Source organism: Nocardia yamanashiensis (assembly GCF_021183565.1).
Classification (GTDB): Bacteria; Actinomycetota; Actinomycetes; order Mycobacteriales; family Mycobacteriaceae; genus Nocardia; species Nocardia yamanashiensis.
In genome coordinates this window covers 7,473,750-7,494,270 of the sequence record NZ_CP089226.1, presented here as the reverse complement: position 1 = coordinate 7,494,270, position 20,521 = coordinate 7,473,750, and the positions used below count along the sequence as shown (strand labels likewise).

Sequence of the window (20,521 nt, the reverse complement as noted above, 5' to 3'; positions counted from 1 at the left end):
CTACCTGCTCTAACTCGCCTGCAGAATCAGCTGTTTCGCGGGCGGCGACGGCGGCACCCGGTCCCGCTGCAAGGCCCAGGAGGCGATGCTGTGGAACAGCGGCGCGGCCGATCCGCCGCCGCTGCCGTCGGAGCTGCGCACCGGCGCGTCCAGCATCATGCCGATCACGTAGCGCGGATTGTCGGCGGGCGCCATCCCGGCGAAGGTGATCCAGTACCGATCGCTGGAATAGCAACGGCATTTGGCGTCGATCTGCTGCGCCGTACCGGTCTTTCCGGCCACCTGGTAGCCCTCGATGGCCGCCGGGCCGCCGGTGCCGGTCTGCACGCCGCGCGGGTCCTTCTGCACCACCGACTGGAACATCTGGCGCAGCGTGGCCGCGGTCTGCGGGCTGACCACCTTCACGCCCTCGGGCTGCTCCTCCTCGGTGCGGGTGCCGTCCGGGGCGACCTTGGCCTTGACGATGCGCGGCGGAATCCGCACCCCGTCATTGGCGATGGCCTGGTACATGGCGGTCATCTGCAGCGTGGTCATCGAAAGACCCTGGCCGATGGGCAGGTTCGCGAAGGTGGAACCCGACCACTGGTCGCGGGTGGGCAGCACGCCCGCGCTCTCGCCCGGCAGGCCGACGCCGGTGCGCTGGCCCAGGCCGAACTTCTTGAGCATGTCGAAGTAGCGGTCCTCGCCGACCCGCTGGGCCAGCATCAGGGTGCCCACATTGGAGGACTTACCGAAGACGCCGGTGGTGGTGTACGGGGCGACGCCGTGGTCCCAGGCGTCGTGCACGGTGACGCCGCCGAGGGAGATGGCGCCCGGAACCTGGAGCACCTCATCGGGATTGGTGAGGCCGTATTCGATAGCCGCGGCCGCGGTGACGATCTTGTTCACCGAACCGGGCTCATACACCTCCTGCACCGACGGGTTGCCGAGGTCGGATTGCGACCAATACTGCGGTCCCAGTTTCGGATTGAAGGTGGAGTCGTTGGCCATGGCCAGCACCTGGCCGGTGTGCGCGTCCAGCACCACCGCCGAGGCGGCCTGCGCACCGGAGAGCTCCTTGGCCTGCTGTACCTGCTGCTGCACGTAGTACTGCAGGTCCGAGTCGATGGTGAGTTCGACGCCGTTGCCGTTCACGGCGGGCTGCCGGTCGCGCCACGAACCCGGGATGACCGCGCCGTCGGAGCCGCGGTCGTAGGTCAGCGAACCGTCGGAACCGGCGAGGATGGCGTCCATCGAGGACTCCAGGCCGATCTGCCCGTGGCCATCCCAGCCGGTCGCGCCGATGATATTGGCGGCCAGCGAGCCGCCCGGATATTCGCGCAGCTCCTGCGGATCCGAGCCGACCTCCGGGAACTGCAGGCTGATATCCGAGGCGACCCGCGGATCCACATTGCGCACCAGATAGACGAACGGCTCGTCACTGCGCAGCTTGGCCAGCACGTCCTTCTCGGGAGCCGCGGCGCCCAGCTTCTCGTGAATGTATTTGGCGATGGCCTGCAGCCGCGCGTCCGGTTCCGGCGCGGTCGGCTTCTTCTCGTGCGCGTCGGCCAGATCCTTGCGCACCTTCACCGGCTGAAAGGTCAGCTGCTTCGCCGAGATCGTGTAGGCCAGCGACTTCCCGTTGCGATCGGTGATGGTCCCGCGCGCCGCCACGTCCGGCAGCCGCACGGTGCGCTGACTGGCCGCTTCCGCCGACAGTTTCGGCGCGGAAAAGCTCTGCACCCACAGCAATTGGATGGCCGCCACCAGCAGCGCGACCAGCATGACCACCCGGCCTACCCCGAACCGGAATCGCGTGGCCCCGTCCATCCCCGGGGTGGGCCGCGGTCTCGACTGCCGCCCCGGCCCCGAACTCGCGCGACCCGCTCCGGCCCGGCCCCGCCCAGCGGCGGCCCGCACCCGTCCGGAATCCACACGGCCCCGGCCCGAGTCACGCCCGCGCGCGGCGCGGGACGGGCTCACCGACCTGCTCCCGGCGCGGCCTGCACGGCCGGGTTCTGCGTACCGGCGTTCTGCCCGGCTCCGTTCTGCGCACCGGGCACCTGCCCGGCCGCGTTCTGGGTCCCGGGCGTCTGCCCGGCCGCCTGGGTACCGGGGTTCTGGCCGCCGCCGGTCGGTGCACCGGCGTTCTGCGCTGCCGGATTCTGCTGGCCGCCCACGTTCTGGCCGACCGGGTTCTGCTGGCCGGCAAGGTTTTGCGGAGCGCTCGGGTTGGCCGGGGTGGTGGGGGCGTTCGGGGTGGTGGTCACCGGGACCACGCGTTCCCCCTGGGCCTGCGACAGTTTCGGCTGCGCCGAAGGCGCGGACGGGGTGGTGTTCAGGGGCGCGGCCGGGGAGCCCTGGGCGGGCGTCGGGGTGCCGACCACGATGACCTGGCCGTCGGGGCCGATCACCAGGCGCGCGGGATCCTTGGCCGGGATCATGCCGAGTTCGGCGGCGCGCTGGGCCAATTCGGGCGCGGAGTCGGCGGCCTCCACCTCACGCTGGAGCGCGGCCTTCTCATCGGCGAGCTGGGTATTGTGCCGGCGCGCGGCGCCGAGCTGATAGCTGTCCTCGGTGGCGCGGGTGGTGAGCAGCAGCGTCATGGCCAGCCCGCAACCGAGCAGGGCGATGATGGTCGCCACGAAGTACATGCGCCCGCGCGGCATCGGATCCCCGGTGCGCCGCAGCATGGGCGGCAGTTCGGTGCGGCCCGCACGGTTCTTGCGCTTGGCGTAAGCCCGCTGCGCCGCACCGGATTTCACCCGGTCCGCCGCTTGCACCCGGCGAGCCCCCCGGCCCGCCGCCTGCGTCCGGATCGTCATAGGGCGGCCCCGATCCCGGAGGGAACAGCGCCCCCGCTCCCCCTGGCCCGATCGGTCCCGGCCGCCTGCGCGCCGGTGTACCGGAGGAAGATCCCCTCCCGCAAACGAACTCGCGTCCGGAACCTCACTGCGCGTCCTCCCCTGCGATCCGTTCCGCGGCCCGCATGCGCACCGGAGCGGCCCGCGGGTTCTCCTCGATCTCCTGCTCGGTGGCCTTCTCCGCGCCCCGGGTCAGAATCTTGAATTCCGGTCCCATGCCGGGAAGTTCGACGGGCAGGTCCAGCGGCGTGCGCGAGACCGAACGCTTCGCCAGCTCCGACTTGACCACCCGATCCTCGAGGGACTGGTAGCTCATGATCACGATGCGGCCGCCCGGCGCGAGCGCGTCCAGCGCCGCGGGCATGGCCGCCTCCAGCGATTCCAGCTCCCGGTTCACCTCGACCCGCAGCGCCTGGAAGGTGCGCTTGGCCGGATGCCCGCCGGTGCGGCGGGCGGCGGCGGGGATGGTGTCGTAGAGCAGTTCCACCAGTTGCGCGCTGGTGGTGAAGGGCGTGCGCTGGCGGCGGCGCAGCACCTCGGAGGCGATTTTCCCCGCGAAGCGTTCCTCGCCATAGATTTTCAGCACCCGGGCCAGGTCACCGTGGCTGTAGTTGTTGAGCACGTCGGCGGCGGTGGGACCGGTGGTGGCGTCCATGCGCATGTCCAGGGGCGCGTCGATCGAATAGGCGAATCCGCGATCGGCCTCGTCGAGCTGCATGGAGGAGACACCCAGGTCCATCAGAATGCCGCGCACCGAACCCTTGGCGGACAGCCCGGCCTGTTCCAGCGCGCCGGCGATGCCGTCATAGGTGGTGTGCACCAGGGTGATCCGGTCCGCGAACGGTTGTAGTCGTTCACCGGCCAGCTTCAGCGCATTGGTGTCGCGATCGAGTCCGACGAGACGAATGTTCGGATAGGTCCGCAGAAAGTACTCGGCATGACCGCCGAGCCCGAGCGTGCAGTCCACATAGACCGCGCCGTCGACGGATTCCAGTGCGGGACCGAGGATTTCGTCTGCGCGATGGAGGAGAACCGGAACATGGCGGGGGCCGTCACTGCTTCGGTGCACCTCGACCTCCCGGATTTCCTGCCTCACGTACGTCGCACGGCCGCCGTGGCGGGTCGCTTGCGATTCTGACTCTGCGGTGGCCAATGCCCCGTGGTCTCTGACCGAAGCACCGCACCTGGCGTTGGGGAAGTACGTCAGGGTCGGTGTCGGGCAGAGGCCGCAGGGCACTCGCCTCGCTGCGGGCTAGAAGATCCCGCCCAGCGACTCGTCTCTGGCCTGCGAGTAGTCCTCCTCGTGCTCGGCGAGGTAGGAATCCCACGCCGTCTTGTCCCAAATTTCGAGGAAGTCGACCGAGCCGATGACCACGCAGTCCTTGGTCAGGTTCGCGTAGCGGCGGTGCTCGATCGACAACGTGATACGGCCTTGAGCATCGGGACGCTGCTCGTCGGTGGAAGCCGCCAGCGCCCGGACGAACGCGCGGGCCTGCGGATTGCTTCTCGACGCCGCGGCGGCTCGCCGCGCCAAGGCGGTGAACTCGTCCTTCGGGTAAACGGCAAGGCTGTGGTCCTGTCCCTTCGTGACCATCAACCCTCCCGCCAGCTCGTCGCGAAACTTCGCAGGCAACGTCAGTCGCCCTTTGTCGTCCAACCGAGGGGTATAGGTACCGAGAAACAAGCCTCGACACCTCCTACCGGATCACCCTCTCGACTGTTCGGCCTCCTGTAGTGCGCGCTCCACATTACCCCACTTTCCCCCACTTTCAATCGAAAGCGGCGGTGATCTCGGTCCCCGCTTGGCGAACTTCGCAGGTCACACCAGCTATCACGAGGGTGGGGAACTTTCGCCGCAGTTCCCCCGACACGCGCGACGCGCGCCGGCGGGGCTCCGGGAACTGCCAGCAAACCCGCAGATAGCGCGCATATCCGGCGGCCGTGGGGCGGGGTGGGGGATGCGCGTGGGGGGTGGTGGGGAGAAGCGGAAGGGACGCGACACGCCGGTCGGCGACCTACAGGAAACGCCGTGACGCCACACCTCAAATCGGTGTGGCGTCACGGCGTGTCGCACTGTCTTCAGTTATTGGAGCAACCCTGGCCCGTGCGTCGCCCCGAAAAGGGCTGCACGACCGACCGGTTCAGTTGTCCTGTTCGAATCTGCGGCGGAAACGATCCTCCATACGGGAGGAGAAGCCGCCCTGCTTCTTCGGCTTGGCGCGCTGGGCGCCCGGACCGCTGCTCGCGCCCGGAGCGGCGTCCGTGCCGCGGCCGCCACCGGAAGACATCCGGGGGCCACCGATCAGCAACAGCACGCCCGCGCCGAACATCACAGCGAAACCGATCAAACTGATGATCGGGAAACCGCCCGGCTTGAACGGAGCGGCAATGCCCGCCACCAACAGAAACAGCCCGAGGGCGAACAAAGCCGCCGCTTGGAGTCTGCGTCGTCCGGTGGCAGAACGTAACCGTCCGCCCCGAACGGTCGAGGCGAACTTCGGATCCTCAGCATAGAGCGCGCTCTCGATCTGTTCGAGCATGCGCTGCTCGTGCTCGGAGAGTGGCACGGTACCTCCCCCGGCACTAGGTAGTGGCTGTCGCCTCCGGGTAGGCGACGGATAGCCGACCTTGGCGGCTGTCTGCCACCAATAATACGAGTTCGATCAGAGCGCTACCACCTACTCGCCGATACTCAGGCCAGCATTCCCGCGACCCACCCCGTGCTGGGACGTTGCCGAGCCGCCGCGGCCAGCAGATCTTCCACGTCGTGCAGGAATGCGCCTACCCGCGAAGCGAACTCGTCGGCGCGCCGATCATCGACCGGCCGGGGCAGGCCGGCCTCCAAAGCGGCGCGGGTTTCGGACTGCCCGGTGAAGTAGTCCGCCCACATGGTGAATTCCGGTGCGGCGCGCTGCATCAGCACCCAGGCATTGCGGGATCGGGCCCGGGGTGCGCGATCCGCGCCGGTGAGAGCCAGGACCGCGCCGGCGCCGCGGAGTGCGGCGAGGTACGCGGTGCGGAAGCGCTCGGCCGGGTCCTTCTCCCCCGCCGACTGTATGAGCAGGTTGTCGGCCTTGCGCAACAGATCTGCGGCCCGGCCGGAATGCGGCGGGCGTTCAGTTTTGCCGGTCATCGGTACCTCCCCACTCGTCTACCCGCCCGGACCTCACCGGTATTCCCCCGCCGGGTCCGGGACGGCGTCCCGATTCCCCAGCACAGGCGATGAAGATCGAACAAGTATTCGAAGGTTTCACTTGGGATTGAATATAGAGAGACCCACCGACAAGTTCCACGGCCCGCATCCGGGCTACTGTCGGATCCATCCGCCCGCCGCGAACGAGAGCCGCGCCCAACCGATGACCGCAGTCACTCCGAACACCACGCCCGCACCCGTCGTCGTCGATCTCTCGGCAGCGACCCTGCGCGCCCGGCTGCACGACGCCCTGTCGGTCTACGTCGCGGCCATGGACTACCCGCGCGGCACCGAACACCAGCGCGCACCCATGTGGACCGAACACACCACGCGCCCCGGCTGGCAGGCCGTGGCGGCGCTGCTCCCCGACGACGACGGCCGTCTCGACCTGCGCACCGCGCCCATCGCGTACGGGTATCGCGGCGCACCGCACCAGTGGTGGCATCAGCAGGTCTACAGCGGGATGCGCCGCACCGGCTGGCCCGAACACGCGGCGCGCGACCTGCTTTCGGACTACTTCGAACTCACCGAACTGCACGTGCACCCCAGCGCCCAGGGCCGCGGCATCGGCGAGATCCTGCTCACCCGGCTGCTGCAGAACCGCCCCGAGCGCATGGTCCTGCTCTCCACCCCCGAGGTGGACCAGGAAGCCAATCGGGCCTGGAAGCTGTACCGCCGCCAGGGTTTCGGCGATATCGTGCGCCACTTCATCTTCTCCGGCGACACCCGCCGCTTCGCGGTACTCGGACGCCAGCTGCCGCTGTGATGCGGCGGATGCGCAGCGGCGCTCGGCGGCGGTCAGGTCCAGCGGCGGCGAACGGCGTCCCGCCGCACCGGGAATCACGCGGGCGGGTCCGGCGCGACCGGCACCGAGGACTCACTACACAGCGCGTGGCGGTTGCCGCTTCGAGCGCGGGACGAAAGGGATGCGCAGTGGAGGGAATCCGGCGCCGCGAGGTCGTCGCATGAGCGTGGTGATCATCGGCTCGGGGCACAATGCGCTGGTCGCGGCGTGCTATCTCGCCCGGGCGGGACACGCGGTCGAGGTGCTCGAGCGGGACACGGTGCTCGGTGGAGCCGTGTCGACGGTGGAGCGGTTCCCGGGGCACCGGGTGGATCGCGGGTCGTCGGCGCACATCATGGTGCGGCACACGGGGATCATCGAGGAGCTGGAGCTCGAACGGTTCGGGCTGCGGTATATCGACTGTGATCCTTGGGCTTTCGCGCCCGCGCCGCCGGGCGCCGACCTGCCGCCGATCGTGTTCCACCGGGACCTGGACCGGACGTGCGCGTCCATCGCCGCGGCCTGCGGGGAGCGGGATGCGGTGGCCTACCGGCGGTTCGTGAAGGTGTGGGGCGAGCGGAGCGCGCGGGTCATGCGGGCGTTCGGGGGCGCGCCGACCGGCGGGAACCTGCTGCGGTCGTTCTGGGGGCTGGACGCGCGGGAGGCGGCGGGCGCGACCGGGCGCGGCAGCGGGAACGCGCTCTCGCGGGAGATGATGCAGACCGGGGACGCGCTGCTGGACAGCCTTTTCGACAGCGAGCGGCTGAAGGCGGCGCTGGCCTGGTTCGGCGCGCAGTCCGGCCCGCCCATGTCCGAACCCGGGTCCGCGCCCATGGTGGGGTTCGCGGCGCTCATGCACACGCTGCCGCCCGGGCGTGCGGTCGGCGGCAGCGGCGCGTTGAGCGAAGCCCTGGTGGCGCGTTTGCGGAGTGATGGCGGAACCGTAAGCCCCGGTGACGCCGTGATTTCCGTCGCACGCGCCGGAAACGGCTGGCGGGTGCGCACCGCGAGCGGGCGGGACCTGCACGCGGACACCGTGATCGCGGGCAGTCACATCCTGACCACGCTGGAGCTGTTGGAGCAGGGCGGATTCGACGCGGGCACGATCGCGGACTGGCGGCGGCGGATCCGCGTCGGGCCGGGCATCGGCATGGTGGTGCGGGCGGCGACCAGCGCGCTGCCGCAATATCCGGGCGCGAAACCCGAAGAGTCGGCACACGGTCTGCAACTCCTGGTGAGCGACCGGCGCCAGCTGCGGCGGGCACACGGCGCGGCCATGGCCGGCGACCTGCCGCCGCGCCCGGTGGTGCTGGCCATGAGCTTCAGCGCCCTGGACCCCACCCTCGCCCCGCCCGGGCAACATCAACTCTCCCTGTGGGCCCAATGGCATCCCTACGAACTGGCCGACGGTAGCTCGTGGGTTGCGCACGCCGAGCACGAAGGCGACCGCATCATCGCCGAAGTAGACGCCCACGCACCGGGATTCGCCGGCACCGTGCTCGACCGCTTCGTCCAGACTCCCGCCGACCTGGAACGCGAAATGGGTTTGATCGGCGGCAATGTCATGCACGTCGAGATGTCCATAGACCAGATGTTCATGTGGCGCCCACTGCCGGAAATGGCCGGGCACCGCGTCCCCGGCGCACCCGGTCTGTACCTGACCGGGGCTTCGACGCATCCGGGCGGCGGCGTGTCCGGAGCCAGCGGCCGCAGCGTCGCCCGGCTCGTCGAACGCGACCTGCGCCCCCGCCGGCCGAGCTTCCTGCGTCGGTGAAAGACCCGAACCGCCGGTCGACGGTGATCGCCTCGGTGCCCGCTGTGCTGCTGGTGCTGGCGCAGATCACGTATCCGCTGGCGCACGGGACCGGGCGCGATGGGGTGACGGTGGCGGTGGTGTTGCTGTCGGCCGCTACGGCTTTGACGCATGCCGGGATCACGCGTGGGGTGTGGTGGGCGGCCGGGTTCCTGGTGATCGTGTCGGGGGTCGGGTTCGTCGCCGAGATGATCGGGACGGCCAGCGGTGTGCCGTTCGGTTGCTATGACTATGCGAGTGGGCGGATCGGGCCGGAGCTGGCCGGGGTGCCGTTGATCGTGCCGCTGGCTTGGACGGGTGGGTTGTATCCGGTGTGGACCGTGGCCGGAATGTTGTATCCCCGCGCGTGTCAGCGGGTTTCGATGACGGCGGCCGGGGCGGTGGGGTGGGATCTGTTCCTGGATCCGCAGATGGTGGCCGATGGGCAGTGGACGTGGTGCTCGAGTGTCGCGGGGCTGCCGGGGTTGCCGGATATTCCGGTGACGAACTATGTGGGCTGGCTGGGCGTGGCGGCGGTGATGGCGGGGCTGCTGCAGCTGTGGGACCGGACCGCGCCCGACAGCGGGGCGGCGCGTGTCGTTCCGGTCGCGGTGTTCGGGTGGACTTGGCTGGGATCGGCGCTCGCGCACGCGGTATTCCTGGGGCTGCCGGTGTCGGCGATCTACGGTTTCCTCGGGCTCGGCACGCTCGGGTTTCCGCTGGTTCGCGCGTTACGCGCCCGTCGAATCACGCTGGGGCCCGGGGGTCATGGCACGATGTGAGCCGTGCAGCCGAGTCCGATCATCGCCATCGCAGGGGAAACGCTCGAATCCGCGCCGGTTGTGCGGCGTCCGCGCCGTTGGGTGCGGGTCGCGGCGGCCGTACTTTTCGCGGCGCTGGCGGTAATGCTGACCGGGTGCCTGCGCGTACAGGTCTCGATGGGCGTGTCGTCCAACGACCGGGTGTCCGGGCGCATCATCGCCGCGGCCGTGCCGCAGAACAACCAGGACAAGGGCCCGCAGCTGAAAGCGCCCGACGCGCTCTCGTCCAAGGTGCGCGTGGACTCCTATTCCCAGGACGGGTACGTCGGCAGCCAGGTCTACTTCGACGATCTCACCTTCGGTGAGGTGCAGCAGCTGGGCAGCCTGTCCGACCAGACCCAGGGCATGTTCACCCTGCAGTTCAGCCGCTCCGGCGACCTGGTCACGCTGACCGGGCGCGTCGACCTCAAGAGCCTGCCGCCGCGCGGTTCCGACGTCCAGTTCACCATCGCCTTCCCCGCCCGCGTGGCCACCACCAACGGCACCCGCGAAGGCGATTCCGTGGTGACGTGGAAGCTGCCCGCCGGCGAGGTCACCAACCTGAACGCCGAAGTCGGCTACTCCGACCCGAATACGCGCTCCTTCGCGGGCTGGGCGGGCATCGTCGGCGGCATCACCCTGGCCGTCGCCGCCGTGGTCGCCGTCCTCGCCTACATGAGCCGCAACCCCGACCCGCCGGCCTACGTCCGCGCCGCCCGCTGGATCCGCCCCGACAAGACCTTCACCGACACCCGCGAATGATCGCCGCCCGCCTGGTGCGGGCGGGCACCGGCCTCGCCGTCGCCGGAGCCGTTGCCGCCCTGGGCAATCGCCTCACCATGCGGCAGCTCCGCCCGCACGACGCGACGGTAACCGAAAGGGTCACCGTCTGCGTCCCGGCGCGCGACGAGGCCGACCGCCTCCCCGCGCTGATTGCCGATCTGCTTGCCCAGCAAGGACTTCCGCACCTGCGCGTCATAGTCCTCGACGACGCGTCCATCGACGGCACCTACGCCGCGGCCGCCGCCGCGATCAGCGGCGACTCCCGATTCACCCTGGTACGCAACGAAACCGAGCCGCCGGCGGGCTGGAACGGCAAGACCGCCGCGTGCGATCTCCTGGCCGCCCTGGCCGGGGCCTCACCATCCCCTCGCGATCGGAGCAAATCGCGGGCGGACGGCGGGCCGGGTGGAACGGATGATCCCATCGATCGCCTCGGGGAGCCTGCCGCCTTCAGCGCGAAAACCCAGCCAGACCGGGAGACCGGCGCAAACTGGCACGAATCCGATTGTGACGCAGGCACGCTCGTATTCCTGGATGCCGATGTGCGGTTGACGCCCGGGGCGCTGGCGGCGGCGGTCGGCGAACTGCGGAGGTCGGGTGCGGCGCTGGTCTGCCCGTGGCCACGGCAGCGGGCCGGGTCGCTCGCCGAGTGGCTGGTGCAGCCGTTGCTGGCTTGGTCGTGGGCGTCGACTTTGCCGGTGGCGGTGGGGAATCGGAGTCTGCGGCCGTCGATGGCGGTGGCGTGCGGGCAGTTTCTGGTGTTCGACGCCGCCGCATATCGCGCGATCGGCGGGCATACGGCGGTTGCCGGTGAGGTGACCGAGGATCTGGCGATCGCCCGGGAACTGCGGCGGGCGGGGCGGCGGACCGTGCTGGTCGGCGGCGGGCAGGTCGCGGCGACCCGGATGTACCGGGGCGCAGGCGAAGTCGAGGCCGGGTACACGCGCTGGCTGTGGTCGGCATACGGCGGCCCGGCGGGCAGCCTGGCCGTCGGCGCGTTCGCGGCGCTCGCCTATTGGGTGCCGCCGCTCGCCGCGCTCGGCGGACGCGGCAGGGTTCGGCGGATCGGGGCGCTGGGATATGCGGCGGGCGTAGCCGGTCGGCTCCTCGCGCGCTCCACCGAAAACGGCGGGCCCATCGCGCGCGCCGATATCTTTGCGGCGCTGGCACATCCAGTGTCGATCGCGGCCTACGCACGCCTGTCGGCGTACTCCCATCGCGCGCACCGCGCCCGTGCGCTGTCCTGGAAAGGCCGAGCCCTCCCCACCGATCGGTGAACCAGGCAGAATCCACCACGTCGGCGAACCGGGCCACTTCTCCCCCACGCTCACCAGACCACCAACGAAGTATCCCCGCCGGGCCGCCGAGACCCGTTGGTCCGACCAGGTTCAGGGTACGGGGGTGATTCCGACCGTCGGGAAGAAGAAGCAGGAGCTCTGGCCGTTGCGGACCACGCCGAACATGGTCGCCAGGACCGTGCCCGAGCCGGTGTCGACCGGTACGGCGCGCACCCCGCCGCGCGGGAGGGCGCTGGTGAAGAAATCGCTGACGGCCTGTTCGACGACCGGGCGCAGCTCGTTGGGCACCTGGGGCGGGATCATGCCGCTGACGACCTGCGCCAGCGAGCCCATGGGCGCCGCCCCGCCCCGCCCGGTGGTCAGGTTGAGCCAGATGACCTGCATGCCCGAGGTATCCGCGCCGTCGGCATTGAGGCCGTAGGGGACGAAGGCGAACATGGTCTGGCCCGCCTTGACCGCGGACAGGTCGAGCCCGGGGATGGAGACCGCGTAGCGCGGCCACGGGCCGGGGATGGCGCCGGCGACGGCGGGCGCGAGACCGAGCACGGTGCCGCCCAGGCAGAACGGGGAGGCGGTCGGGTAGAGGAACGGTTCGACGCCCAGAGCCTGGAGGCCGTCGAGGGTCTGGCCGTAGGCGGAGAACCAGTCGGAGGGCGCGGCGGCCTGGTTGGCGCGATTGATCGCGGCGAGCATGGCGGCGGCCTGTGCGGTACCGGTTGCGGGGGCGGCGAATTGGCCGGCGTCGGGGGCGATGGCCTGGGTCTCACCCGATGGCGCGGCGGTTGCCGGACCGGTGGCGGTGAGCAGGGCGCAGGCACCGAGTACGCCCGCGAAACGGATGAGATCGGTCCTCACAGGCATTCGCTTGCTCCCCTCGAAATCATGGTCCGAGGGCGACGGTACTCCGCCTACCAGCGAAATCCCGGCATTCCACTCGGCACGCCGGGGGACGGAACCCCGGCGTGCGCACTGGAATCAGGCCGAGGCGGGAGCCGCCGACACGGTGTAACCGAGGTTCGCCAGCACTTCGCTGGTGGCCTTGGCGAAATTCAGGGTGATGAAGTGCAGGCACGGCGCGCCCTCGTCGATGAGCCGCTGCGCCATCTCGGTGGCGATCTCGATACCGGCGGCGCGCACCGCGGCGCGATCCTCCTCCGGCCCATCACCGGCCGCCTTCTGCAACCGTTCCAGCACCGCCGCCGGCAGTTCCCGGCCCGACAGTTCGACCGCGCGCTGCACCGTCCGCAGCGAGGTGATCGGCATCAGCTCGGGAATGATCGGCTTGTCGCCCTCGACCGGATCGTGCTTGACCACCCGATCGCGCAGGCGCAGGTAGTGATCGACGTCGAAGAACATCTGCGTGATCGAATACTCCGCGCCCGCACGCAGTTTCGCGGTCAGGTGCGCGGTGTCGTGCTCGAGGCTGGTGGAGCGCGGATGCCCCTGCGGGAACGAGGCCACGCCGACATGGAAGTCGCCGAGGTCGCGCACCATGCGCACCAGTTCGTCGGCGTATTCGACGCCTTCGGGATGCCGCACCCACTCGCCCAGCGGATCGCCCGGCGGATCGCCGCGCAGCACCAGGAGATTGCGGATCCCGGAGTCCGCGTACGCGCCGACGATCGAACGCAGTTCGGCGACACTGTGATCCACGGCGGTCAGATGCGCCACCGTCAGCAGCGTGGTCTCGCGCGCCAGCTGCCCGGTCACCCGGATGGTGCGATCGCGGGTGGAACCGCCCGCACCGTAGGTCATCGACACGAACGCCGGATGCAGCCGCTCGAACTCCCGCGCCGCCCGCCACAACCGAGCCTCACCGGCCGCGTCACGCGGCGGATTGAACTCGACCGAGAACGGAACCGACCCATCGGGCCGCGGGCCCAGCTGCTGCACCACGGAGCGAGTTCCGGACACTTGCGGTGTGCGGGAAACTCGGCCAGGGGTCGAATATCCCCGTACATTGTCGAAACTCACCCGGTCATTTTAAGGGGCGGCGAGCGCGCTCCACGCGGGCCCCGGGCCCGAAGCCGCGCCGCGCCGATCCCCGGGTGCGGGCGCGACCTGGAATTCCCGCTCGGACCCGGGGAATCGGGCGCTACGGCGGGCGGATCGCCGGGCCGTGCGCTCCCGGCCGACCGATTCCGTGGGGCGACCGGGCGCTCGGTACAGTCGGCGGCGGGGATTTTTCGGCGTCGCGCGGGGAGCGCGGCCACACCACAGGAGGTTCCTCTGTCCGCCGGACCTGGTACTCCGACCCGCAATCCGGTCGGTGCGGGCGCAGTCGTCGCCGCCGTGGAGGAACGACTCGAGGGGTTCTTCGCGACCCGCGCCGAGCTCGTGGAACCGCTCGGGCCGGTGTTCGTGGACGCCGCCGGGGCGCTGCGGGACTTCGTGCTGCGCGGCGGCAAGCGCACCCGCCCGGCCTTCGCGTGGACCGGCTGGCTGGGCGCGGGCCGCGATGCGGCGGAGCCGGAAGCCGATGCCGTGCTGACCGCCTGCTCCGCGCTGGAGCTGGTGCAGGCGTGCGCGCTCATCCACGACGACATCATCGATTCCTCGCGCACCCGGCGCGGGTTCCCGACCGTGCACGTGGATTACGAAGAGCGGCACCGGAATCGGAGCTGGGCGGGTGATTCCGCTCACTACGGCGAGAGCGTCGCCATCCTGATCGGCGATCTGGCGCTGGCCTGGGCCGACGATATGGTCCGCGACGCGGGCCTGCCCGCCGCGGCCGCCGCCCGCTTCGCCCCCGTGTGGGCGGGCATGCGCACCGAGGTGCTGGGCGGGCAGCTGCTCGACATCTACGGCGAGGTCAGCGGCGACGAGACGGTGGCGGCGGCCCTGCGCATCAACCGCTACAAGACCGCCGCCTACACCATCGAACGCCCCCTGCACATGGGCGCGGCCCTGGCCGGCGCCGACGCCGACCTGATCGCCGCCTACCGCGAATTCGGCACCGATATCGGCATCGCCTTCCAGCTCCGCGACGACCTGCTCGGCGTCTTCGGCGACCCCGCCATCACCGGCAAACCGTCCGGCGACGACCTGCGCGAAGGCAAGCGCACCGTCCTCATCGCCGAGGCCCTCCAGCGCGCCGACCACGCGAACCCGGCCGCCGCCACGCTGATCCGCACCAGCCTGGGCACCGACGTGACGCCCGAGCAGGTCACCGAACTGCGCACCGTCCTCACCGAACTGGGCGCGGCCGACGCCGTCGAGCAGCGCATCACCGGCCTCACCGAACAGGCCTTGACGGCACTGGACGCCAGCACCGCCACCACCGACGCGAAACAGCAGCTGCGCGCCATGGCCCTCGCCGCCACCGCGCGGGCCTACTGACCACGACCGTTCGGGCGCACTGATCACGACCGCACGGGCGTGATGATCGCCGCCGCGCGGACCTGCCGGCCACCACACGCGGCCTCCTCGAGCACAACCGCGCAGGCCCACTAGCCACGATCACACCCAACTCCCGATCAAGGCCGCGCATGCCCGCCGCCACGACCACGCACCTGGGAGCCGCCATGCCCACCGCCACGACCACGCACCTGGGAGCCGCCATGCCCACCGCCACGACCACGCACCTGGGATCTGCCATGCCCGCCGCCACGACCACGCACCTCGGGGCGGATCAGGCGCCACGACAGCGCGTGCCGATGTTCGCCCGGTCGCGGGTCCGAGCACGGCGGCCGTGACCGGCGGGCCTCCTGATCGCGCCCGCGCGGTGCACTGATACGGTCCAGCCACCAGGCGAATTGTCCGCCGCGGCAGGCTCGCACAGCGACAGCCGACGGGCGATGACCGGGTCTGTCCTGTTCGCCGGCCCCGGCACGCTGACCACCGGACTCGGTTCGCGCATTCGAATGGTGTGCGGCCGGGCAGGTGCGGGCAGGGCGGCGAGCGCGTGACGGGCGCGTGAGACGGATGACGGCTCCGGTAGGGGCGGGAGAGCGGGCGCGAGATGAAAACGGTTGCGGGAGCGACTGATCGGGTCGTGGTCGTCGGGGCCGGACTGTCCGGGCTGGCTGCCGCGCTGCATCTCATCGGCGCGGGACGGCGGGTTACCGTGCTCGAGCGCGCGGATCATCCGGGCGGTCGGGTCGGGCGGTACCGGGGGCCGGATTACGAGATCGACTCCGGGGCGACGATTCTGACTGTTCCCGGGCTGATCGACGAGGCGCTGGGCGCGGTCGGGCAGACCCGGGAGAGCGTGGGGTTGCGGATCATCGAGATGGAGCCCGCGTATCGGGCGCGGTTCGCCGACGGGAGTGATGTCGGGGTCTATTCGGATCCGAAGGCCATGGCGGCCGAGGTGGAGCGGGTGCGCGGTTCCGGTGCGGCGCAACGGTATCGGCGGCTACGCGGCTGGCTGGGCGGGGTGTACGAAGCCGAGTTCGGGCAGTTCATGGACACCAATTTCGATTCGCCCCTGGACATGGTGCGGATTCCGGAGAAGCGGCGGGCGCTGCTGAAGCTGGTGCGGCTGGGCGGTTTCGGCCGGCTCGGGCCGCGGGTGCGGAAGATCATGGGTGATGAGCAGCTGGCGCGGCTGTTCAGTTTCCAGGCATTGTTCGCGGGGACCTCGCCGGATCAGGCGCTCGCTGTTTACGGGGCCATCCCGTATATGGACACCTGCCTGGGGGTTTCGTACCCCGAGGGCGGCATGCGTGCCATCGCCGAGGCCATGGCGAAGGCGTTCACCGAGGCCGGGGGCACGCTCGAGCTGAACACCGAAGTCGCCGGAATCAACTATGAGGGCAAGCGGGCGACCGCCGTGCACACCGCCGACGGGCGCGCCCTGCCCTGCGACGCCGTGGTGGTGACCGCCGATATCGGCTCGCTCGCCCGCTTCGGGCTGCGCCGTCGCCGCTGGTTGCGCGCCTCGCCGTCGGCGGTGGTCGCACACGGCACCGTGCCCGCGGACGTGGCGGCGAGCTGGCCCGTGCAGGCGCATCACACCATCGACTTCGGGCAGGAGTGGACGCGGACGTTCGCCGAGATCGCGGCGCGGCGCGGGCGCGGGAAGCTGATGAGCGATCCGTCGCTGCTGCTGACCCGGCCGGCGCTGACCGACCCGAATCTTTTCCTCGATCGCACCGAACCGCACATCGACGCGACCGGTCGGTTGGGTGAGACCCGGCGCTACGAACCTTTCTCACTCCTGGCCCCCTGCCCGAATCTGGATGCGGCGCCGCTGGACTGGGACCGCCTCACCCCCTATTACCTGCGCGAACTCCTGGAAACCCTGGAAGCCCGCGGCTACCAAGGCATTTCGACCGCGTTCACCGTCGACCACATCGAGACCCCGCGCACCTGGGCGCGCCAGGGCATGCTCGCGGGCACCCCGTTCTCCGCCGCGCACCTGTTCCGGCAAACCGGTCCGTTCCGCACCCGGAACCTGGTGCGCGGGCGCGAAAACGTGGTCCTGGCAGGCTCGGGAACCGTTCCCGGCGTCGGCGTGCCGACCGTGCTGCTGTCCGGAAAACTGGCCGCGGCACGCATCACAGGGTGATCTCCGACATGCCCGGACCCGATCACCCCGCACCGGGGCGGTAGCACCGGCCGCGAAGCACTAGACTGACCGGCGTCCTGAATCCAGCGCGGCCGACCGCCGCCGACCTTTCCGGGGGGAACGACCGCCTTATGCCGACCCCCGATACGGACGCCGCCATCGCCCCGGACGCCACTCGCGCCCGCGCTGTCGCGACGCCGCGCCCGGACCCTCGGACCCCGTCGCATCACCCGCTGCACAATGCCGCCGATTTCGCGCGCAGTCCGGAAGGGCACGCCGCGGCGCTCGGCTTCTTCGGCGCGCTGCTGATCACCTTCGGCGGTTTCGGCGCGGGCAGCGTGCGCCGCACCGATCCGCTGCTCGAGGCCGCGCACCTGTCGTGGCTGCGCTTCGGGCACGGGTACGCGCTGTCGACGGTGTTCGTCTGGATCGGCGTGCTCGCCATGATCACCGCGTGGGTGCGCTTGGGGCGCATCGTCATCGGCAATCAGCCGGGCGCGATGGTGAGCTTGAACGAACTGCGCGCCATCGTCGGCATCTGGATCTTCCCGCTGCTGTTCGCGGTGCCCATGTTCAGCCGCGACGCCTACTCCTACCTCGCGCAGGGCGCGCTGCTGCGCGACGGCTTCAACCCGTACCTGGTCGGGCCGGTGCAGAACCCGGGCATCCTGCTCGACAATGTCAGCCCGGTCTGGACCACCACCACCGCGCCCTACGGGCCGATCTTCCTGCTCATGGCGCGCGGCATCACCACCATCACCGGTGACAACGTGGTGGCGGGGACCATCGCGCTGCGGCTGGTCATGCTGCCCGGCCTGGCGCTGATGCTCTGGGCGGTACCGCATCTGACCAAGCATCTGGGCGGCAAGCCGACCGTGGCGGTGTGGCTGGCGGTGCTCAATCCGCTGGTGCTGATCCATCTGATCGGCGGCGTGCACAACGAGATGCTCATGGTCGGGCTGATGACCGCCGGTATCGCGCTGGTGCTCGAACACCATCACGCGGCGGGCATCGTGGTGGTGGCCATCGGCGTGGCGGTGAAGGCGACCGCGGGCGTGGCGCTGCCGTTCCTGGTGTGGATCTGGATGATTCACGAACGCGAGCGCCGGGCCGCGCAGAACGAAGGCGAACTGCCGCATCCGGTACGGACTTTCGCCAAGATCAGCGGACTGGGCGTGGCGGTGTTCGTGGTGGTGTTCGCGGTGGCCACCTGGCTGACCGGGCTGGGCCGTGACGGGGTCGGCTGGCTGACCGCGCTCTCCGGCTCGAAGAAGATCATCAACTGGCTGTCGCTGCCGACCGTCATGGCGCACATGGTCACCTGGGTGACGCCGCTGCGCCTGGAATCGGTGCTGTCGGTGACCCGCACCATCTGCGCGATCGCCATGGTCGCGGTGCTCGTCTGGGCCTGGTGGCGGTTCAAGAGCACCGAACGCGAAGCGGTGATGGGCATCCTGGTCGCCTTCGTCGCGATCGTCATCCTCTCCCCCGCCGCGCTGCCCTGGTACTACTCCTGGCCGCTGGCCCTGGCCGCCGGATTCGCCCTGTCCACCAGGACATTGCAATGGCTGGTCGGCCTGTGCACCTGGCTCATGCTGGTCTTCCAGCCCGACGGCTCCATCGGCCTGTACAACTTCGTGCACGTGGCCCTGGCCACCTTCGCCGCCGTCGTCGCCGCCCTCGCGCTGAAGAACGTGGACCCGCTGAAGCTCAGCGCCCACCACCCGCAGCGCGAGGCGGTGCGGGCGGACGCCGGCCACGCCGCCACGACATGACCAGCGCACGTTCGACCCCGTGCGCGGTGGAAACCGGCATCGGTGCAACGGCGGCCGCAGCTCAGCTCGCGCGCGCCTACCGGGACTGCCGCCGGGTCGCCGCGGCGCACGGGCGGACGTATTTCCTGGCCACCCGTCTGCTGGAGGCGGAGCGAAGACCGGCCGTGCACGCGCTGTACGCGTTCGCGCGCATGGTGGACGACATCGTCGATGCCGCGGACGCCCCCGCGCACGCCGCCGAATCGACGCGGGCGCTGGATCGCATCGAATACGAACTACGCGGGCGGCTGGTGCACACGCTGGCCGTCGCCCCGGCGAACGACGAAGACCGGATCCTGCTGGCCGTCTCCGACACCATCCGGCGCTATGAGATTGCGCCGGAACACTTCTGGGTGTTCCTCGACTCCATGCGCATGGACATCCCCGGCGGCCCGCAATACCGCGACCGCTATCCGTCGATGGCCGCCCTGCGCGAATACATGCGCGGTTCGGCCGCCGCCATCGGCCTGCAACTGCTCCCGGTCCTCGGCACCGTCGTCCCCCGCGCCGAAGCCGAACCCGCGGCCGCCGCCCTCGGCGAAGCCTTCCAGCTCACCAACTTCCTGCGCGACGTCGCCGAAGACCTCGACCGCGGCCGCATATACCTCCCCGCCGACGAACTCTCCGCCTTCGACGTCGACCCCGACCTGCTCCAGCACTGCCGCCGCACCGGCCGCACCGACGAACGCGTCCGCCGCGCCCTGGCCCACCTGATCGCCGTCAACCGCGGCATCTACCGCCGCGCCGTCCCCGGCATCGACCTGCTGACCCCCCGCGTCCGCCCCGGCATCCGCACCGCGGCCACCCTCTACAGCGGCATCCTCGACGAGATCGAGCGCAACGACTACACCGTCTTCACCCGCCGCGCGGTAGTCCCCGCCCACCGCCGAATCCGCGTCGCCGCAAAAGAATTCGCCGCCTCCCACCCATTCCGCAGCCCCACCCCCCACTGACCGGCCACGGTCGCCGCCTCACGGCGCAGGCGCCGCGCCCCGGCTCAGTCACCGCAACCTGCCACCCCGACGCGAACTCCCCGACCACCGCAGCCGGGTTGGCGACCGCTATTCGGTCCCTTCGCGCGGCGGCCGACACAACGGGATGCGGGGTTTCCCTGATTTCGCTCCCCGCTATCTCCAGCCGCCAAACATGTGGGGGTGCGGAGCAATCCCCAGGCGGCGACCGGGTTTGGCGGCCGAGCGCTTCGTTCCCGTTGGTGGGCAAGGGAAAGCAGTGGGGGTGCGGGACATGTCCCGCACCCCCACTTTCACGCTCCCCGGCACGTCAGTGCCGGGGAGCGTTTTCGTCTGCGCTCAGAACGGATCCGCCGCCGCGCGGCGAATGACCTCGCGCGCCAGGGGCCCGTGCAGGGCGTCGATGGGGCGACCCGGGAGCGAGTCGTCCTCTTTGTAGATCCATTCCAGGATCTCTTCGTCGGTGTATTTACCGTCACGCATGACGGTGATCAGCGGGGTCACATGCTTGGCGACGGCCCCGGTGGAGTCGAAGAACTCCTTGGGGATGCCGGCCACGCCGTCGCGGCGGACCGCGATGATCTGGTGGTCGCGCAGCATCTGATGCACCCGGGTGACCACCATGCCCAGCTGTTCTGCCACGTCGGGCAGCGGGATCAGGGTCACCGAGTCCGGCAGGACGTCTTCGCTGCAAGGAAAGGCACTCACGGCGATAACGGTAGTCGCTCGCG

18 protein-coding genes are annotated in these 20,521 nt (G+C 70.3%); 9 read left to right on the top strand and 9 right to left on the bottom strand.

Annotated features, from left to right (window positions below):
* Nucleotides 1-9 precede the first annotated feature (9 nt).
* The 6 genes from LTV02_RS34485 to LTV02_RS34460 form a co-directional block, all read right to left on the bottom strand.
* On the bottom strand, nt 10-1,914 hold the full coding sequence (locus tag LTV02_RS34485; protein WP_408639438.1) for a peptidoglycan D,D-transpeptidase FtsI family protein: 1,905 nt from the start codon (nt 1,912-1,914) through the stop codon (nt 10-12).
* 44 nt (nt 1,915-1,958) lie between these two features.
* Nucleotides 1,959-2,804 carry a hypothetical protein gene (locus tag LTV02_RS34480; protein WP_233035771.1) on the bottom strand — a complete coding sequence of 282 codons (846 nt, stop codon included), beginning with the start codon at nt 2,802-2,804 and terminating at the stop codon, nt 1,959-1,961.
* Nucleotides 2,805-2,928: 124 nt separating this feature from the next.
* The gene (rsmH, locus tag LTV02_RS34475; RefSeq protein ID WP_332909606.1) at nt 2,929-3,927 is read right to left on the bottom strand and encodes a 16S rRNA (cytosine(1402)-N(4))-methyltransferase RsmH; all 999 of its coding nucleotides are present in this window, start codon (nt 3,925-3,927) and stop codon (nt 2,929-2,931) included.
* A gap of 168 nt (nt 3,928-4,095) precedes the next feature.
* Nucleotides 4,096-4,527, bottom strand: a complete 432-nt coding sequence (gene mraZ / locus LTV02_RS34470; RefSeq protein WP_067717389.1) for a division/cell wall cluster transcriptional repressor MraZ — start codon at nt 4,525-4,527, stop codon at nt 4,096-4,098.
* 457 nt (nt 4,528-4,984) lie between these two features.
* Complete coding sequence (locus LTV02_RS34465; protein ID WP_233035770.1) at nt 4,985-5,410, bottom strand: DUF3040 domain-containing protein; 426 nt, start codon at nt 5,408-5,410, stop codon at nt 4,985-4,987.
* A 125-nt stretch (nt 5,411-5,535) separates the two neighbouring features.
* Nucleotides 5,536-5,976 (bottom strand): SAV_6107 family HEPN domain-containing protein, encoded by a 441-nt coding sequence (locus tag LTV02_RS34460; protein WP_233035769.1) that lies wholly within the window; start codon nt 5,974-5,976, stop codon nt 5,536-5,538.
* 223 nt (nt 5,977-6,199) lie between these two features.
* On the opposite strand from LTV02_RS34460, the gene LTV02_RS34455 reads away from it, so the two are divergent.
* The 5 genes from LTV02_RS34455 to LTV02_RS34435 all read left to right on the top strand — a co-directional run bounded on the left by LTV02_RS34455 (nt 6,200) and on the right by LTV02_RS34435 (nt 11,472).
* Nucleotides 6,200-6,802, top strand: coding sequence for a GNAT family N-acetyltransferase (locus LTV02_RS34455; RefSeq protein WP_233035768.1), 603 nt, complete (start codon nt 6,200-6,202; stop codon nt 6,800-6,802).
* Nucleotides 6,803-7,001: 199 nt separating this feature from the next.
* Nucleotides 7,002-8,594: a phytoene desaturase family protein gene (locus LTV02_RS34450; RefSeq protein WP_233035767.1), complete on the top strand. Its 1,593-nt coding sequence runs from the start codon at nt 7,002-7,004 to the stop codon at nt 8,592-8,594.
* A complete protein-coding gene (locus tag LTV02_RS34445; RefSeq protein ID WP_233035766.1) occupies nt 8,591-9,394 on the top strand; it encodes a carotenoid biosynthesis protein in 804 nt (267 codons plus the stop codon). Before LTV02_RS34450 ends, LTV02_RS34445 begins: the two co-directional genes overlap by 4 nt.
* A gap of 3 nt (nt 9,395-9,397) precedes the next feature.
* Nucleotides 9,398-10,174, top strand: a complete 777-nt coding sequence (locus LTV02_RS34440; RefSeq protein WP_408639301.1) for an LppM family (lipo)protein — start codon at nt 9,398-9,400, stop codon at nt 10,172-10,174.
* Nucleotides 10,171-11,472, top strand: coding sequence for a glycosyltransferase (locus LTV02_RS34435; RefSeq protein WP_233035765.1), 1,302 nt, complete (start codon nt 10,171-10,173; stop codon nt 11,470-11,472). The genes LTV02_RS34440 and LTV02_RS34435 overlap by 4 nt, the downstream gene beginning before the upstream one ends.
* Nucleotides 11,473-11,583: 111 nt before the next feature.
* Here LTV02_RS34435 and LTV02_RS34430 read toward each other — a convergent pair whose 3' ends face one another.
* Together LTV02_RS34430 and LTV02_RS34425 are read right to left on the bottom strand one after the other, a co-directional pair.
* Nucleotides 11,584-12,354: a hypothetical protein gene (locus LTV02_RS34430; protein WP_233035764.1), complete on the bottom strand. Its 771-nt coding sequence runs from the start codon at nt 12,352-12,354 to the stop codon at nt 11,584-11,586.
* Nucleotides 12,355-12,468: 114 nt separating this feature from the next.
* Nucleotides 12,469-13,467 (bottom strand): methylenetetrahydrofolate reductase, encoded by a 999-nt coding sequence (locus LTV02_RS34425; RefSeq protein ID WP_084535278.1) that lies wholly within the window; start codon nt 13,465-13,467, stop codon nt 12,469-12,471.
* A gap of 255 nt (nt 13,468-13,722) precedes the next feature.
* On the opposite strand from LTV02_RS34425, the gene LTV02_RS34420 reads away from it, so the two are divergent.
* The 4 genes from LTV02_RS34420 (at nt 13,723) to LTV02_RS34405 (ending at nt 19,772) form a co-directional block, all read left to right on the top strand.
* A complete protein-coding gene (locus LTV02_RS34420; protein WP_233041827.1) occupies nt 13,723-14,832 on the top strand; it encodes a polyprenyl synthetase family protein in 1,110 nt (369 codons plus the stop codon).
* Nucleotides 14,833-15,454: 622 nt separating this feature from the next.
* Nucleotides 15,455-17,005, top strand: a complete 1,551-nt coding sequence (gene crtI, locus LTV02_RS34415; protein WP_233035763.1) for a phytoene desaturase family protein — start codon at nt 15,455-15,457, stop codon at nt 17,003-17,005.
* A gap of 131 nt (nt 17,006-17,136) precedes the next feature.
* The gene (locus LTV02_RS34410) at nt 17,137-18,780 is read left to right on the top strand and encodes an alpha-(1->6)-mannopyranosyltransferase A (protein ID WP_233035762.1); all 1,644 of its coding nucleotides are present in this window, start codon (nt 17,137-17,139) and stop codon (nt 18,778-18,780) included.
* Nucleotides 18,777-19,772: a phytoene/squalene synthase family protein gene (locus LTV02_RS34405; RefSeq protein WP_233035761.1), complete on the top strand. Its 996-nt coding sequence runs from the start codon at nt 18,777-18,779 to the stop codon at nt 19,770-19,772. The genes LTV02_RS34410 and LTV02_RS34405 overlap by 4 nt, the downstream gene beginning before the upstream one ends.
* Nucleotides 19,773-20,129: 357 nt before the next feature.
* Here LTV02_RS34405 and LTV02_RS34400 read toward each other — a convergent pair whose 3' ends face one another.
* Nucleotides 20,130-20,498 carry an Rv2175c family DNA-binding protein gene (locus LTV02_RS34400; protein ID WP_067717407.1) on the bottom strand — a complete coding sequence of 123 codons (369 nt, stop codon included), beginning with the start codon at nt 20,496-20,498 and terminating at the stop codon, nt 20,130-20,132.
* Between the last annotated feature and the right edge of the window lie 23 nt (nt 20,499-20,521).